Here is a 17495-nt window from a genome sequence, read left to right on the forward strand (position 1 = left end):
GTAATACAGCAGAATTCAGAATACAGAATTCAGGAGTAAAACACGCTTGATACCTGGGTAACAGATTTAGCTTGTGTACCTTACTAACTTGAAATCTGCTGTATCGTTAGAGCAAAATTTGTAGTTCTAGACATCTAGAGATGTAGTTAACTTGTAAACCTGTTGAGTCTGAACTATTAAATATCAACCACTATAATTGACATCTCACTAGAGGATTAAGGTATCAAAATTAACAAATTTAATTGCATATTAATTAAGATACATAGCAAAAGTTGTGAAAAAATTGTGGACTGGTTAAGAAATGTTGTATTGCAATCTTTTGCTTAATGTGTCGTCAAAAGTTTTGTGCATATTTCTGATGATATAAATTTTTTTTTGCACTTCTGTCAGATAAGAATTTCTTTCTAACCTTTATAAATAAGTGCTTTTGCAATAATTGAGTACAGCTTCATTAACTTTCGCTGTGTAATGAAGCTGTAACAATCAGACTAGGTGAACAAATTAACCTACAACACTGACAGAGAAAACAAAGTCATTTGCTGTGAGATTAGTTGATATAATTCCTAGCAATGAAACTAACTCGGCATTTCCAATTTTCACGATGGTATCATTACCCTGTTGCAATAGTGTCAGGGCATTAAATTGAGTAACACCAATACCGCCTAGCCCGATTTTATCAATGCCAGATGTAAAATCAGTCACAATGTTCTTGCTAGTTGGCAGACTGGCGTTAGCAATCCAGAACTGATCAATACCAGTACCACCACTGAGGCGTTGGCGCAGCCCCCCGTAGGGATTGCTACCCCCTTGACCAGCAAATAGCACATCATCACCATCGCCACCAAACAGGGAGTCATTGACATTAGAGAAGAGTTTGTCATCTCCAGAACCACCGTAAAGACGGTTATTGCTACCGTTACTCGTGAGGGTGTCGTTACCTGAGCCACCGAATAATGATTGACGAGAACCTTCAATTACTGTGAGAGTATCATCACCTGCTGCTCCAAACAAATTATTGCTACCACTGGCTTCCACCACGGTAATAACATCATCACCAATGCCACCATCAGCACTGGTATTTTGAACTGAACCATTTTGACCAATAAATATGCGATCGTTACCATCTTCCCCGGAAACTGAAGAGTCACTTCCTGCAAGCACTGTGTCATCTCCGTTTCCAGCCAGGATTGTGTTACCTTCAGCACCTTCTACAAAGTCTGCTCCGTCACCTGCACTAAAGAATTGTCCTGGCTCAAGATTGACAGTATCGCTGTTACTAGAACCAAAACCGTTCGGGAAAGTAGGCTCTACAGTTGTCAGATTATTAGGTAGTTCGAGAATGCCGAGTTTTTCAGCAGCCGTATTACCTGTAATGTTGAAATCGTTGTCGTTAATCAAGGCTAGAGTATTGGGTGCCACCAATGCTAGACCTTCTAATTTTTCCACTCCGGTGTAACCTAACTGAGCAGCATTAGCAATCAAACTCTTGCTGACAGGGGTAATATTGGCAGTAGCTAACTCCGCAGAGGTCAGTTGTTCAATAGTTTTACCAACTGGCAAGGTAAAGTTAGCAGGGTTGTTGATGTTGGTCGCCCCAGCTAAATCAATTTGGTAAATTAATTTATTGCCAGCAGATGTAGCATTGTCATCTCGCTCAACTACTGCAAATTTGCCGTTACCCAAAGAAACTGCATCGCCAATCTTATCGGTTCCTGGTAGACCTTCTAGGCGATATAAATACTCTCCTGTTACCTGCTTGCTGACAATATCAAACTCTAGAATTCGCAGGTTGAGAGAAGCTTTAGAAGTCGCATCATTGGCGACATCTGGATTATCGATCGCACTCTGAATAAAGGCATATAATTTATTACCTTCTAGTGCGACAGCTTCAAATCCTCGGTTATTGCGGCGTTGGGCATAAACTGCTGGCAATACCTCAGTGCCAAAACTTCCAGCTGGTTGATCTGGGTTGGGTGCTGTGGCAGTTCCTTGAGGGATAAAGCGGTCGATCAGCTTACCATTAACATCAAAGTGGTAAATTGCCGGACGGTACTCATCCACCAACCAGTAATCTCCATTTTCTGCAACTACAATTCCCTCTAAGTCAGCACCCAAAGGATCGTTAGCTAGAACATTGTTGTCTAAGTCAACGGCAATTTCATCTGTGTAGGCTAAACCGTTTCCCACAGCTTGCAAGTTAGGAAGTCCCGTTAATGGGGTCGTTCCATCTTGGCGCAATAGTTCTGTTCTTTTGGTAATGCTGATTTTACCTGTGGTGCGGTTGAGTTCAAAGCTGACTATTTCTGGTTGGAAGTCGGGTAATAAAAATGGTCTGTTTACACCATCAGGTTCTCCGTTGGGGCCACGATCTGTATTGGTGACAAATTTCAGGTTGCCATTTGCTGCAAACCCTTGGAAATACAACCCAGAAAAACCACCTAAGAAAATATCTTGATTTTCAGAGGTCGTGCCTAACTTGGGTAAGTTTTCAAATTCATAGATAGTCAGCTTGGGTTGAGCGACAGGATTGCGGGGATCGTAACTAGTAGTGTCGATATTTAAAGAATTGGGAAAGGCATTGGCAATATTTTCCCAAGGTACCAGCTTAAAGTTAGAGCTGATATTTTCCTCTTCACCTTCATCACTAACTATTTTGGCAGGTTCATTAGAACCATCTTGAGTGACAAATAAACCAAATGGGAAGTTAGTTCCCAGTGGTACGTTAATTACATCAGCACCATCTGACTCTTGTACGCTGTCAATTGACCCATTGTTACCAACGGCAAAGTTACCCACATATTCGTTGTTACCTTCACGGGTGTAGGCAACAAAGGTATTGTCACCTTGGCTAGATACTAATAAGTAGCCTGTGCCATTTTTGCCGTAATAAATGGTCAGTCCTTCTACGTCATCTGTGAGATAAGTACCACCTAAATCTCTGACTTTATCAATTAACTTACCAGTTGTGCCACCGTTTGGTTCTGCTTGGAACTTCCAGATGCCGACATTTTCCTGTCCGATGTAGAGGAAGCCAGTTTCTTGGTCTACCACCATACCCTCTGTTTGGGGATCGCGACCCTCAATTGTAGGTATGGTGAATTCCCGCACTCGTTCAACCCCAATTTTGCCATTACCTTTGTCAATCAGTTTAAACTGAGCCACATCTCCAGTTTCTCGCCGACTGGTAAAGACATAGTAATCATTGGTGATTGGGCTTCGGTATAAAGTAAGCCCGTAAGCACTCCGAGAAGATGAGGAATAAGGTTCTGCAAAAGGTAGCCCTTGGAAGAGAGTCCCGATACTGTTATCAGTGATATCTTCCAGGTATTGTCCAGGGGTGTTGGGGTTAATTTTAAAGATTGCTAGTTTATCATTGTTGCGATCGCTAGCTACGGCAATATCAACAGATTGATTGCCTAATTTAAAACCGTATTGCAGGTCAATGTTATTGTAGCGAATGCCACCAGGATTAACTGTTTGTAACAAATTACCAGACAAGTCATAAACTCGCAGTCCAGCATTTTTGACTGAGGTTAATACTAGGCTCTCGGCAGAATTTGTGGCGTTCACATAGATAGCAGGATCATCAGCATCAGCACGTTGATCCACTGGTAGGGTTTGATCGTCTAATAAATCGGGACGAGTTTCTACTCTGGGTGCAGCAGTTGGAACTAAGTCTGCATTCAAAGTGAGGATTTGGGTAAATTGGCTTTGGTTGAAGTTGTTATCACTTACCAGCACAATCGACTGGCTACCATTTGCTAGTTTGGGGCCAAAGGTAATACCCTCGATGTTATCTGTACCGTTAGGCAGGTTTAAGTCATTTAAATTCAACAGCAGACGTTTTTGAGCAGGTTGGATAGTAGCTAGTTGTTCAGCACTCAAATTATTGAGAGAATCGTAGAAACTAATGTCAGTTGCACCTTGCAAAGAAACTTCGTAGATTTTGATTGTGTTGCCTACACCTTGTGCAAAGGAACGTTCTAACGCCAGTAATGTGCCACGATTATCTATTGCTAGTAAATCTGTCAAACCATTGTCACTTGAGCCTGTGTTAGGGTTGGGTGCTTGGGCGATCGCATCAGTAATGTAGAGGTATTCTTTTTCTGGTTGTCCAGTAACCAGATTGTATTGCAGAATCCGGGAAGGGCTGCCACTGGTGAGCGAAGCCTTTAATCCATCTTGGGAAAGGGCGTTTTCGGTGGCGGTGAATAGGGTTTTCTGGTCAGGTGTGATGGTGAGGCTTTCAAAGGCTAAATTATTGTAAACACCTGATGTCTGCGTATCACCTGCATCGACAATGCCGTTGCCGTTGGTATCTTCAACTACTGGCAGGAACTTTCTGGGGACAAATAGCGATGCCATTTCTTGCCCTGTAGCTAGCGAAAACTCTTTAATAAAGGGATTGGTAACGCGACCAGCACCAGGGTTTACTTCCCCCTCAGAAGAAATGAAAACAGTCCCATTATTAGTTAAAGCAATACCTTCTGGGTCAAGGCTGTTGGTTGCAAAAAAGTTGCCATTGGTATCTTTCAGGGTGGTGACATTAGTAAAATTCACCCCGGAATCGGTGGCAGTAAAGGTATAAAAGCGGGCAGGGGCAACTTGGGAGCGATCGTCTGAGATTGCATAGTAGCGGTTGTTAACTGCATCGTAGGTGACACCAGATAGTCCGCCTAGTGGAGTCGGTGTTCCATTTACAGTTCCCGCCGCGTCAGCAGGAATAAAGCCAGTAACAAAGGTAGTTTGTCCCACTAATCTTACATTGGGAATGGTTTTACCTGGTTCATTTGACCCAGTTTGCACATCTGCGAACACCAAGCGATGGTCAGAACTGGGGAAAGGAAAAGTACCTACCAAGGGAAACGTTGAATCAGTATTCAGCGGCCAAAATACTCCTGAGTTGGCAATTTTCAGGTCAGCGGAAGGTAGCACATAGTCAGTCCGCAGGTTTCCGGGAGTATTATCAGCAAAGTCTGCGGTGTCAAAGCTAGGATTACCATTTTGGCTAGCGTTTGCACCACCCTGTAAATCTGCTTGTTGGCGCGCACCCAGACTGGTAGGGATGACATTAGTATTGATATTGGGATTTTGCAAGAGTTGGCGAATAGCGTTGTCAAAACTATCACCATCCAACGGATCTGCATTTTGGTCGCCAACAATCACAAAGCTTGATCCAGGATCAATACCGCCTATTTTACCCTCATCATCATAAATGTAATTAGCATTACCAGGGGTTATGTAGTCTGCCCAAAAGCGGATCTCGTCGTGGTTACGCTTACCGTTGCGGTCTTCCGCACCATCAAAGGTTGGGGGCGTGGGGTGGCTGGCGAGGATGTGAATTGTCTCGCCGTTTACCTGGATGGGCACATCCCAGTGACTTTTAGAAGAAAGGCGTAGAACTGCCAATTCCTCCTCAGAATACCAATCATTTGGCTGTGGTGTTGTCGACTCGTCAGGAAGCAAAGCATTGGGCATATCCTTCCAGAGGAAGTTTTGGAAGGTGCGGATGTTGGCAGTGTCGATGGGATATTTGGACAGCAGCAATAACCCGTATTGACCAGGGAAATTTCCGAATCCAAAAGCATCATCGCCGTATCCGGCTGTACCTGTAGTTGTAACTGCTGTACCGTCGTTGTTTAAGTCCAACCCAGAGGCAATACCCGTATTGGAAGGAGCGATGTAGAAGTAGGGGTAGTCAACGGGTGTTGTACCATTCTGGCTGACGGCTAGGTAATTTTGCCGGAATAGTTGAACTGCCTCCGGCGAATAGTCAAATTCGTTAATTAGCAACACATCCGGGTTATGACGCTGGATGATTTCTGCAACTGCCTTTGCTTGAGCATTGTCAAGAGTAGACAAATCACTGACTAACTGACCTTCAGCATTACGATTCAGGGAAGCATTGAACTGGGAAAAGCGAATTGTATTAGTAGTTATCATGTTTAATTGTGAGATAGATTCTAGATATTGGGAATGGGCGTTTCTGCGTTATATCAAGTCCGGTCGAATACTTATCATTAGGGCTAACGCGGGGACGCAGAGGTTTTTTTGATAAACAATTTAGATGGACACGAGCAGATTCAAACGATTGCTCTCAAGTTTCCCAAAGAGCGTAGACAGATAGTGGCTTGTCGTTAGACATCGCTTGAATCTGCGTTAAACAAAGACGAAACGAGCATCTGTTGCCAAATTCGTATTACGGTTTAACCCGTTTTCCACGACAGCAATCAATTCCGCTCTATTGTTGGTGAAAATGCCCATACACCAGCCATTTTCATCGGTATTGAAAGAGATAAAAGCAATATCACCTTGTGTCAAAGCCATTAACAACGTCTCCTTCAATTTATTTTGTATTGTTTGAAAATCGCCTGAAAAGCTGATGTTCAGTAATAATTTGCAAACATAATCAAGTCACATTGACAATCGCAATATCACTATCAAAAAAACTATTTTTTAGTCAACAAAGCTACGGGTTTTATTAGTATTAATCCATATTCAGCAACCTCAAGTTATCTCAGCAACGTTAAGAAACTGCTAGCAAAAGGTTAAAAGAACAAATATTTGGTATTGAGTTGCCTTCAGAATATACAGTTGGATTTAGATCCCCGACTTCTCGAAGAAGTCCGGGGGGCAGAAATTTTACGCCCAAAAAAAAGCGGACAAGATGCCCGCCACACAATAAGTAGTTGGATATTTTTATTTGAAAGTCATTTTGTATTAAAAGCCACTCTTGCTTACCGGAACTTACCAGGGCTTAGACGAACACCGTTAGGTTGAGACTGACGACGAATTGCTACTCCACTCCGCAAATTGTTTCCAGTACCACCATCTTGACGATCGAGGAAAGGTCTGAGATTAATCCCACTTCTAGATGAACTAACCCGATTATTGCCACTACCTAGAAATGTGCGTCCTAAATTATATAATTCGTTGCCTCCACTACTGCGATCGCCATAAGTGTTAACGGCTATAGTTTGTTGTCCGCTGTCAGCAGTAGTCAAGTTTTGAAAAATGCTATTGCGGATAACAACAGGATCTTTTCCACGGGGGACTGTCAGCACAATTCTACAGGTTGGATTAGCATCAGTTGTGACGCAGACAGTATTTTCGTTATTTTCTACGGATGTCTGAAGTTCTTGTAAACCATCTGGGCGATAAAGTTCTAAACGACTAGCAATTGCTGTACAGCGTCTTTGTGCGTCCCAACCACCGCCCAAAGCCGCAGGCGCTGCCCAAGCAAAGAATTGTCCTGGTTGACTTTGTGGCTGATACATGACAGTGTACTGTCCATTATAAGTTTGACAGGTAAACCGAGTTGTACCATCAGCTGAGGGTGAAGGTGGTACACCTGTCGATGTGTCTATTGGGACTGGTGCTGATGTGCCGTCTGATGGTACTGTTGGTACTACTACACCATCGCCGCTAGAATCATATTGCGCCATTGCTGCCGAATTGCTCAGACACAAAGATAAGCCAAGACTGCCCAAAGATATCAACCGCAGCATTTGTGATGACATAAATCATCCTCCAGGAGAAATTAAGTAGGGAATTGATAGTTTAAGTGACGAATAATTCTGGCTTTTGATTCAGCAAAAACTTATTTTTTTCTCTGGTGTTTTTTCTCTGCAAGTAGCTTTTTCACCCGTGCTTGAATTTCTGTATGACGCTCCACTCTTTGTAGACGTAACGGTTGTAGCACTTATTTGCTTAAACTGAGTCACTCAAATACTTGAAAATTTTATTTGTATATGCTAAGGCAAATTATTTGGATCAATACCTTGAGATTGTAAATAGGCAATTAGCCGTTCTTTTTGCTGACGTTCCTGTTCGGCACGTTGGCGTTCCTGTTCAATTTGTTCCACAGCCCAAAGTAACAAATTACCTGCCTCATCCCACCAGCGCAACCAGTAACCAGTTCTGGCTTCTTTTGTTCCTTGCCAGGTTCCCAGGAATAAACCCATTGAATCAATCCAATGACGACCATTTTCATCAGGTTGCTTTAATTCGTAGCGGCCGTTTTCGAGTTGGTAAAATTCTAACAAACCACCATTTGGGTCAAAAATTACGTAAATTGGGACTTGAAGAATCTGCTCGTAAAAAAACCATTTTCCTGGTGGATAGGTTCGTTTAAAAGAGTATTCTCCACCCTCAGTGTCAGATAGAAATTCCATCACAATCGCTGGAATATCTCCATCTAAATTGGGTGTATAGCTTTTGCGTTCTCCTAAAACCTGATTTACCGATGGTACATAAACCCAATCGGGTGCTTTAGCAATAAATTGCCCGTTTATCGTCGCACAAAGTCCAAAATTTGAGGCTATCAACATCTGGGGTTGGATGAAACCACTTATTTCAAGGCTTTCACGCAAAGCACCAGCCAATAGTGGCTGACCTATATTTTCCACTGGTTCATTCTCTAGGTGAAAATCTACGGGCAATGCTTCCCAAGATATTATCAGTTCTGTTGAAGGTTTAGCTTCACCGAGTTGGGTTGCCATAAACACCCCTTTTTATTGATTTGTCTTTATTTTATGGCTGACCAGCGGTTTGTTGCTGACGTGGCGACAAAAAAAGCTAGGATGCAGATAAAAGAAATTCCATAGCCCTTAAACATCGTTGATAATACTTACGCTTATTGCGACTCAATTAATTATGGTTGTGAATTCTTTTAGAGATTTGTGCTGAGATATTGGTCATCAATGTTGGGTTTCGTTCTTCAACCCAACCTACTAGCGATCGCACTAATTCTCAACCAACAACAGTCTCACCAGTCGTGATCAGAATCGATCACTGTTCCATCCTCCAATACAAGACCATAGACTCGCCGTTTGGGATGGATAAAACACAAAAAACCCCGGCGAAACTAGCCGAGGTAAGGTCGAGAAGTGAGATTAACGATGAGATACAGCGATACCGAAATCAAAAATCTTAACTAACGCTAAAACTAACCAATACTAAAGTTGTGATGATTAAAGTTGCAAAAAGACCCTGTAAGACATATTTACGTTGTTCCCAAATTGCTGGGTACTCAGCGTAGTACATCTTGGGTTCTGCTGCGTAGTTGTTGAGAATGCCGTCTTCGTTAGTGGTGGTGTACATAGTTTTTTCCTTTCTTTCTTTTGTTATCTTATGTAAATAAATATAACAAGTTCGTTACAAATCGTCAACACGACTTGACAAAAAAAGATTGATGATAGATATAAAACTGACTTATCAGCATACCACTGCCGTTTAAGGATACGTAAAACACAAAAAACCCCGGCGAAACTAACCGAGGTAACAGAGAGAAGTATGAATGACGATGAGATACAGCGATACTGAAATCAAAAAATCTTAGCTAATGCTAAAACCAACCAAAACTAAAGCGGTGACGATTAAAGTTGCAAAAAGACCCTGTAAGACATATTTACGTTGTTCCCAAATTGCTGGGTACTCAGCGTAGTACATCTTGGGTTCTGCTGCGTAGTTGTTGAGAATGCCATCTTCGTTAGTGGTGGTATACATAGTTTTCTTTTTTGGTTTTGTTATGTTATGTAACTAAATATAACAGTTTCGTTACAAATGGTCAATAGTACTTGACAAATAAAGACTAATGGTAGATATAAAGTTGACTTATCAGTGATCGCGGATTCTGGTGAAGCGGTTCTAGGCAATGAAAGCAGCTTGTATATAGCCCTCTTTTACCACTCTGGACAGAGGAAAAATAGCGATCGCATCATAATGACAGGTAATACAACATAATGAAAATCACGAATTTTCAGACTATTTATATCGCAAAAACCTCTGAACCATCGCCATCCCCAATTCTAAAACGGGAACCGGAAGGAGTAAACCTGCTAGGTGCGAGTTGGGTTCCATTCTGGCAAACCATAGTCTGGTTAGTATTTTGGGTTTTTATAATCAGATATATTAATAAAAATTTTAGCGAACAAATTAGTAGCTTATTCAATGTTTTTATCACAAGAATCCAAGATGGTTCTCCAGTTAAATTCGGAAACTTTATGGAGCTAGATGCTCCACTAGCGATCAAAAATGCACAGGTAAGGATTGCAACTTCAGAAGGTGTGAGTGGTATAACTGTCCCTGAAGATATTACAGCACTTCCGGTAGCTATGAAGTACAGCCTCAAAACTGAAAACTATGCTAGCTAGGAGAGGGGAAAGGAAAAAAACTGTATTGCATAATAGCGGGAAGCGCTGTAATGAAAAAGTTTTGAATTATCAGAAATACTCTACAAGAGTTTCTGAGAATGTTTATCTAATTCATACATCTGAAGTGATTGTACCCAAAACTTTAGAAAAACGTGGACTTTATCGGGCTAAGGTTTGGTTAGAGGCTGATTCAGAAGTTGATTTTAATAATTGTGTTCGCGTTACTTATCGCTTACATGACTCTTTTAAAAAGCAAATTATTGCTACTGAGTCACATAATAATCAGTTTGAACTGTGGCTGAATATTTGGGGAGAGTTCACGCTAATTGCCTATGTTGAACGAAAAAACCAAGAAGCGTTATGGCTGACTCGCTATCTCGCTCTACCAGGATGTCCACCAGAGTAGTTTTTTGAAATAGGACGAAGTAACACACTCTACTAATATTGGAGAATTTATTTTTTAGGATTCCCTAAATATCTAACCCAACTACCATTAAGTCAGGCGGATGTTCAACATTAAACTGGTAATATATCTCTCGCTGCTCTTGGGGTGGAAGATTTAACAGCCATTCTAAAATTGCCATTTCACCAAGTTGAATTTGTGGATTGCTGCGATTGAGGCGCACTTTAATTTGCTCGTTGCGACTAACTGGCAATTGTTCAGTTAGTTTCAGATTTACTTCTTTGTCAAGTAAGTTAGTAATTATCAACCGATAACTATAAGTAATCCGGCGCTGGTTGCTAATTAATCTTTTATCTACCAGGCGTTCAACTAAGTCGCGCTCAATTTTTAAACCTTCGTCAATTCCTAAGTTCAGTTTGAATTCTTGCCCTGGTGCAATATTTTCTAACTGAGTTGTCCCAATAAAAACGTTGTCGCGGAAAATATTCGCTTTACCTGGTAAAAAAGTCGCACCGTTAGGACTATTTTTTACATTAGCTTGTAGATAAGCAAAACTTACCAAGCGCGGCATTGCCACATAATCGAAGCTACAAGGATAATCATCGTTGAAAATCGTAGTTTTATGAGGTGCGCCATCACTGGGAATGTTACCACCACCATTCAGTTTAAAGGTAACTACACTCCCTTCTTTAGATACTTCTGCTGTAACGGTTTCTGCTGCGATTAGACTATCCTCTGCAACTTCATCTTGTTCTTGCCAATCCGTTCTGGCAGCAGAAGCAGGTGGTTCTGGTATGCTAGGCAGCAGTGGTGGCTGAGCAGCTAGTCGAGATCGTCGTTCTCGCACTCTTTGAGGAAGTGGGCTATCAATATACCAGGGTTCCAGTTTAGGTGGAAGTGTACCTAATCCCGGTTTAGCAGTAGAAAGGGTGAGATTTGCACCAATCCAATCTTCGCCAGTGCTTTGAGTGATTTCTGCAAGGTAACTCAGATGTACAATATCGCTGGTAGTGCTAAAGCGTAAGTCATAAAGGGGAGTCCAACTAGCGCGATTTACTATGTAGGATACCTCTAATTCAAATTCACCTTCACCCGCTACTTCAACGGCTACAACTAAGCTAAAACTTTCTTTGGGATGGGGTGTTTGGATTATTTGCAATGAGGTGTGCAGTGCTTGCAGTTGTTTATCTAATTCCTGCTGTTGGGTTTTGCACTCTCCAGATGCGATCGCATATTCACTATACTGGCTTCCGAGAAAGTTGAGGAAATCCAATGTTTCGCTGAGGCTGAGATTTTTTCGAGACAAACTCTGTGAAAAGGGTTCTTCTGTTTTTTCACGTAAGCCGGCGATAAAACTAGATTGCAATGCTAAAGCATCCACTTGAGCTTGCAGGTGGCGTTTTTCTACCTCTAATTGCTGAATTTGCCTTGTCAAATTTGCTACTCGCTCCGCTACAGGTTCAGTAGTGTAGATGCGATCGCTACTAACTCCCACCAAGCGCACCCCTACCGTACCTGTACCGCTAACCCGAACAGACTCAGTTTCTAGAGTCATTGGCACTGGGGTAATTACTAATTCCTGTTCAATTCCTGTTAAATCAACTACACCTCGCCGTGTAACTAATGCTCTGTCAGCATACACAGTAACAGCTACAATCTCGCTTTGTACTGTTTTGCGCCAAGACGGTATTTCCGGGTTAACCACTGCCAGTTTTTCCCCATTTTTAATGATTCTGCTGGTTAATTGTCAATGTTTCCCAGTCTAACAGTCAACCCCTTTAGCTAATTCGTAATTCGTAATTACAAATTACGAATTATCTTACCCGTGAATTGGTTCAAGCGTACTAGAAGCAGTATCAGCATTTTGCTCGACGAAATTCTTCGCCGCACCTAGTAGATACTCATAATAGGCACGAGCGACGATAGAGAGCTGCTTGCCAGAGGGGTAAACCATGTACCAATGTCGCTGAATCGGGAAGTGTTGTACATCTAAAATGCTGAACTCTGAAGCGTCTGATAGTAAAGTATGACGAGATAAAACAGAAATACCTAAACCACCTGCGATCGCTTGTTTAATTGCTTCGTTACTTCCCAATTCTAGCTTGACTTTTACCGTTACCCCTTCTTCTTCAAATAGCTTTTGGACGGCGCGACGAGTTCCGGAACCTGGTTCCCGCATAATAAAAGGTTCGTTAGACAGGCGTTGTATAGGAATATTTTTTTCTTTGGATAAAGGATGATTAGCTGGTGCAAAGACTATCAAAGGATTTTCTAAAAATGGTTCACAAGTCACATCTATATTGTCTGGAATTTGACTCATAATGTATAAGTCATCCAGATTTTGACTCATCCGTTCCAAAATTTGTTCGTGATTTGTTACTTGCAGAGAGATATCAATCCCTGGATAAAGTTCGCAAAATGGCCCTAACAAACGTGGGATAAAATATTTTGCTGTTGTAATCACTGCCAAACGTAATTGTCCCTGTTTTAGCCCTTTTAAATCTGCTACCTTCATTTCATACTGGGCTATATTGTGAAAAATCTGCCGACAAGTAGCAAATAATTCTCGTCCTGCCTCGGTCAGATACAATCGCTTCCCCACTTGCTCAAATAATGGCAAACCTACCGATTTTGTTAGTTGCTTGATCTGCATAGAAACGGTAGGTTGGGTGAGAAACAATTCCTCAGCAGCACGAGTAAAGCTACTGTGCCGTGCCGCCGCCTCGAACACCTTTAACTGATGCAGCGTCGCTTGGTTCAAGGGTGATTCTCCTGTATATAGCGATTAATAGATATAAAACTAGTATTGCTGAACACTGGCAAATGATATAGTGATGCTCACAGAAAGTTACGAGTTTTATCATAGATAAAACTCTATTATTTATATTAAAACAAAGGTATTTTATTTATGAATTGAAAAAGCTATTATTCAGAATAGCTAAAGCGTAAGATGCCTTCCATCTAAACGATGAATGCTGAATGATGATTTTTCAAAATTCATCTATCATCATTCATCATTCCATAATTCTTCTTGAACTTTTGTAGGTAGCTTGGTTAAGTCTGGTAATCTTAGTACCTCGATTTCCGCAACTTGTTCTTTAATATTCACTGGCAAGTTTAACGGTTCGCGTTCTTCTATCCAGCAGCTTGCTAATGGCAAGGTTAACTCCATTTCGTCCAAAGGTCGGGGAATTACCATCACTGCATTCAATTCCCCAATGCGTTCTGCTTCAAACATTCCCGCTTCTACTGCTACCGCCACATTTGCTACAGAACCACGAATAATTGCTGTACACAAACCCCCACCAATTTTCTCGTATGCTGCTAAATGAACATCAGCAGCTTTGAGCATGGCATCACATGCTCCTACCATCGCGGGAAATCCTCGCGTTTCTACCAAACCAATTGCTTGGTTACTCAGACGGCTGGAATTGCCCTCTTGCATTAATTTAGTGAAACGAGTTGTGATGGGAAGCACTATATCTAGGTTGGGATAAGGTCGGGGAATCACTAAGCTAGAAACCAACTGACCAAACTGTTCAGCCGTTTGCACACCTGATTCTACCGCCAGACGCACGTCAGCAATTCCACCCCGGATGATCGCAGTACAATGACCGCCACCAATTTTTTCATAGCCAACCAGGTGAACTCCCGCTGATTTCAGCATCATATCCGCCGTCCCAACGATCGCCGGAAAGCTGCGGGTAGAAACTAAACCCAAAGCAGTATCCTGATAGGTTTCTTGATTACTCGCTCCCTGGATAGTGCGAATAGAACGTTGATTATATGTTTCCATGATGAATTCTCCAAAATACGGAAAAAGCCGACAACTTACAATTAACACTTACTCAGACTAATCGTCAGAGTTTGGGTCGCTCAAGGATTGTCTATGAGGAAACAATGTAGTCAACAGTCTGCTTATGCTCCCTTGTCCATAAATTTGAGTCCCAAAACCGTTAGGCGATTCTGCGGCGGGCGGACTGGGGTCTAAGTTATGTTCTGTAGACGGTTGGGCGGCTGACTCCAAGCTGGAGTCAACATCATTGGTCGGTTCCTCCACGGGAGGAGACTGACTTTCAGGAGTGGCGGGAGATTTAAAGTAAGAAATCGACTTGTTTTGTTTAAAATCTACAAAAGCCGAAGCTGAGAAGTTAGTTGAGGAAATTTCCTTTTCTTTAACTCCACCTAAGCCATTTTCCTCTTCCTTCGGTGGTGGTGCATTTGTAGTAGAAGCTGGGTTATTTGTTGTAGATGATTCGGGTTCCTTTGTTGGAGCAATCTGCCGACTGGTGTCTCCTAAAATTGAACCAGGCGGTATTACTTGTCCAGGTTCAACCGAATAGTTAAAAACTGTAGTCGCTGAACCAATACAAGCATTTGCGCCAATTTTGCCTTTGCCAACCATCAAAAAACCTGCTCCCAGGTTTGCACCTGCTTCTACTTCTAGGATGCCTTCATGGACTTGGAGAATTGCTCCCATGCCAATACAGACCCCTGGCCCAATGACGATCTTGCTGTTTACAGCCGCTTGGAGGATCACCCCAGGTGCAAGTACCGCGCTTGGATGAATAGTCACCTCACCACTAATGTAAGTATCAAAGTTATTGCTGAGGCGCAGTAGCGGCACAGACATGGAAATTTTAACCTCGGAAGCCGGAAGAAGATAGAGAGTTAGGAGTTAAAAGTGAGGAGTGAGGAGTTAGTTAAAAGTGGGGAGTTATAAATTTTAAGTTTGGAGTTATGAATTAACAATCTTTTTTAACTCCTAACTCTTGTACAGAGGCGATTAATCGCGTCTCTACCGCCAACTCTTGCACAGACGCGATTAATCGTGTCTCTACCCCCAACTCCTAACTCCTTAAGGTCTTTGAATGATCGTTTCTAATACGCGACGCTTGGCTTTGGGGTCAACACCAATTAAGCGCACATATTCCCCTTCGTATTCGCCGAGCTGTCTTTCTACGGCTGCGATCGCTTCTCTTTCTGAAGAAGCTTGAATTTGACCGGTACTAGTCCAGGAACCTGTACGGAATCGCCGTTGATCTACGTGTTCAATGCTAATTTTTGAGCCGCTAGCCAATAATTGCCGGAGTTGGTCTACGACTTCACTACTCAAGCGGGTAGCGGTAGCTGTTGCTGTTGCTGTAGCAGAGGGTGCACTGCTAGTAAATGATTTCTGACCACCAGAGGAGGCTACTTGACCATTTGGACGTTGGATAATGGTCTCTAATACCCGCCGTTTGGCTTTCGGGTCAATACCAATTAAGCGTACATATTCCCCTTCGTATTCGCCGAGTTGTCCTTCTATGGCTGCGATCGCTTCTCTTTCTGAGGAAGCTTGAATTTGACCGGTGCTAGTCCAGGAACCTGTACGGAAGCGGCGCTCATCCACGTGTTCAAGGCTAATTTTAGACCCGCCAGCCAATAAGTGCCGGAGTTGGTCTACTACTTCAGAACTCAAGCGGTTACTGCTAGCTGTTCCCGTACCAGAGGGTGCTGCACTACTAGTAAATGATTTCTGACTACCAGAGGAAGCTACTTGACCATTTGGACGTTGGATAATGGTCTCTAATACCCGCCGTTTGGCTTTGGTGTCAATACCGATTAAACGTACATACTCGCCTTGATGACTTGCTATACATTCTTCCAAAGCGGAGATGACTTGATTTGTGGAAGTTGCTTCAATTGGCTTGCAACTAGTCCAGGAACCAGTGCGGAAACGCCGCTCATCTACGTGTTCCATGCCAATTTTATAACCACCTGCCAAGAGTTGGCGGATTTGCTCTAGAGTTTCGCCACTGACTTTGCCACTGCTAGAACCGTTACCATTACCATTACTGCTGCTGTAGCTGCTGTAACTGCTATTGCCATGACTAGCTGGCGCTTTAAAGCTGGTAGCTGGTTTTGGATCATCATCGGGACGTTGGATGATGGCTTCAAGTACACGCCGTCTACCTTTGTCAATGCCAAACAGTCGGACATACTCGCCGTTATGCTCTTGTAGACAGCTTTCTAATGCTGCGATCGCTTCACCGAGCGATCTTGGTTCGATTGGTTGGCAACTAGTCCAAGAACCCGTGCGGAACCGTCTTTGGTCTACATGTTCCGTACCAATTTTATACCCTTGCCCCAATAGATACCGCAACTGATCTATTGTTTCTGCACCCAAGCTATTGCTCGACACTTCACTACTCCTTTCCAACTCTAAAACAGTAATACCATTACCTGTATAAGATTTAGCGTTCTCATCCCGAATGGGTGCTATACATTTAGTATCCGCAGCACAGAGATAACCAGCTCGTAATGCCTGATTAATCCCAACCACATGATGAGCAAATTCTTTATCTTGATCTTGCACATCTGGCAAACGGTCAGCTTGCTGCTGGCTGGTAATTATCGCTCCCGAAGGTACATACTTACCAGAGGGAATCTCTACATCTTGAATCAAAGCGTGCATCATCACAATGCAACCTGCACCCACCCTGGCATTAAACACCGTAGAGCGAAAGCCAATGAAGGAATTATCACCTACATAAGCTGGCCCGTGAATTAGAGCCATGTGGGTAATGCAAGCGTTTTTACCAATCCATACTGAGTATTTATTTTGGTCATCGCCAATTACTCGGCCTTGCTCCAACCCATGAATGACAACACCATCTTGAATATTGGTGTTTTCACCCAGATAAAAAGGTGTGCCTTCATCCGCTCTAATCGTAGTCCCCGGAGCAACGATTACATTTGCACCTATTCGTACATCTCCAATTAGATTGGAGAATGAATGTACAAAGGCAGTTTCATGGATTTTGGGTTCAGCTAAATTCCTTGACCACGGGGTTGGGGGTGCCGCCGTGCTGCGGACTGCCATCGCGAGATTCCTCCTGTATTAAGTTAGGAGTTAGGAGTTATGAGTTATGAGTTATGGATCAGGAGTTATGAGT

At 42.6% G+C, this 17495-nt stretch carries 13 protein-coding genes; 2 read left to right on the forward strand and 11 right to left on the reverse strand.

All coding sequences use genetic code 11. The features are described 5' to 3' along the window. Positions 1–501: 501 nt before the first annotated feature. The 6 genes from HWQ40_RS00760 to HWQ40_RS00785 all read right to left on the reverse strand — a co-directional run bounded on the left by HWQ40_RS00760 (position 502) and on the right by HWQ40_RS00785 (position 9507). A complete protein-coding gene (locus tag HWQ40_RS00760) occupies positions 502–5943 on the reverse strand; it encodes a phytase (protein WP_292774341.1) in 5442 nt (1813 codons plus the stop codon). Positions 5944–6159: 216 nt separating this feature from the next. After that, positions 6160–6327, reverse strand: a complete 168-nt coding sequence (locus HWQ40_RS00765; RefSeq protein WP_292774343.1) for a hypothetical protein — start codon at positions 6325–6327, stop codon at positions 6160–6162. A 410-nt stretch (positions 6328–6737) separates the two neighbouring features. Next, positions 6738–7520 carry a COP23 domain-containing protein gene (locus tag HWQ40_RS00770; protein ID WP_292774345.1) on the reverse strand — a complete coding sequence of 261 codons (783 nt, stop codon included), beginning with the start codon at positions 7518–7520 and terminating at the stop codon, positions 6738–6740. Between the two features lie 234 nt (positions 7521–7754). Beyond that, positions 7755–8501 carry a Uma2 family endonuclease gene (locus HWQ40_RS00775; protein ID WP_292774347.1) on the reverse strand — a complete coding sequence of 249 codons (747 nt, stop codon included), beginning with the start codon at positions 8499–8501 and terminating at the stop codon, positions 7755–7757. A gap of 430 nt (positions 8502–8931) precedes the next feature. Next, positions 8932–9102 (reverse strand): ssl1498 family light-harvesting-like protein, encoded by a 171-nt coding sequence (locus HWQ40_RS00780; RefSeq protein WP_292774349.1) that lies wholly within the window; start codon positions 9100–9102, stop codon positions 8932–8934. Positions 9103–9336: 234 nt separating this feature from the next. Beyond that, positions 9337–9507, reverse strand: coding sequence for a ssl1498 family light-harvesting-like protein (locus HWQ40_RS00785; protein ID WP_292774353.1), 171 nt, complete (start codon positions 9505–9507; stop codon positions 9337–9339). 236 nt (positions 9508–9743) lie between these two features. Between HWQ40_RS00785 and HWQ40_RS00790 the strand changes: the two genes are divergently transcribed. Together HWQ40_RS00790 and HWQ40_RS00795 are read left to right on the forward strand one after the other, a co-directional pair. Then, positions 9744–10154, forward strand: a complete 411-nt coding sequence (locus HWQ40_RS00790; protein WP_292774355.1) for a hypothetical protein — start codon at positions 9744–9746, stop codon at positions 10152–10154. Positions 10155–10215: 61 nt separating this feature from the next. Continuing rightward, positions 10216–10560, forward strand: a complete 345-nt coding sequence (locus HWQ40_RS00795; protein ID WP_292774358.1) for a pYEATS domain-containing protein — start codon at positions 10216–10218, stop codon at positions 10558–10560. A gap of 64 nt (positions 10561–10624) precedes the next feature. Here HWQ40_RS00795 and HWQ40_RS00800 read toward each other — a convergent pair whose 3' ends face one another. The 5 genes from HWQ40_RS00800 to HWQ40_RS00820 form a co-directional block, all read right to left on the reverse strand. Further along, positions 10625–12262: a mucoidy inhibitor MuiA family protein gene (locus tag HWQ40_RS00800; RefSeq protein ID WP_292774361.1), complete on the reverse strand. Its 1638-nt coding sequence runs from the start codon at positions 12260–12262 to the stop codon at positions 10625–10627. Between the two features lie 114 nt (positions 12263–12376). Next, on the reverse strand, positions 12377–13318 hold the full coding sequence (locus HWQ40_RS00805) for a LysR family transcriptional regulator (RefSeq protein WP_292774363.1): 942 nt from the start codon (positions 13316–13318) through the stop codon (positions 12377–12379). Positions 13319–13564: 246 nt separating this feature from the next. Then, positions 13565–14353, reverse strand: coding sequence for a BMC domain-containing protein (locus HWQ40_RS00810; protein ID WP_292774366.1), 789 nt, complete (start codon positions 14351–14353; stop codon positions 13565–13567). 57 nt (positions 14354–14410) lie between these two features. Then, entirely contained in the window at positions 14411–15190 is a 780-nt protein-coding gene (locus HWQ40_RS00815) for a transferase (RefSeq protein ID WP_292774368.1), read from the reverse strand. 225 nt (positions 15191–15415) lie between these two features. Then, positions 15416–17422 carry a ribulose bisphosphate carboxylase small subunit gene (locus HWQ40_RS00820; RefSeq protein WP_292774370.1) on the reverse strand — a complete coding sequence of 669 codons (2007 nt, stop codon included), beginning with the start codon at positions 17420–17422 and terminating at the stop codon, positions 15416–15418. Positions 17423–17495 lie beyond the last annotated feature (73 nt).

Source organism: Nostoc sp. NMS9 (genome assembly GCF_017114995.1).
Taxonomy (GTDB): Bacteria; Cyanobacteriota; Cyanobacteriia; order Cyanobacteriales; family Nostocaceae; genus Nostoc.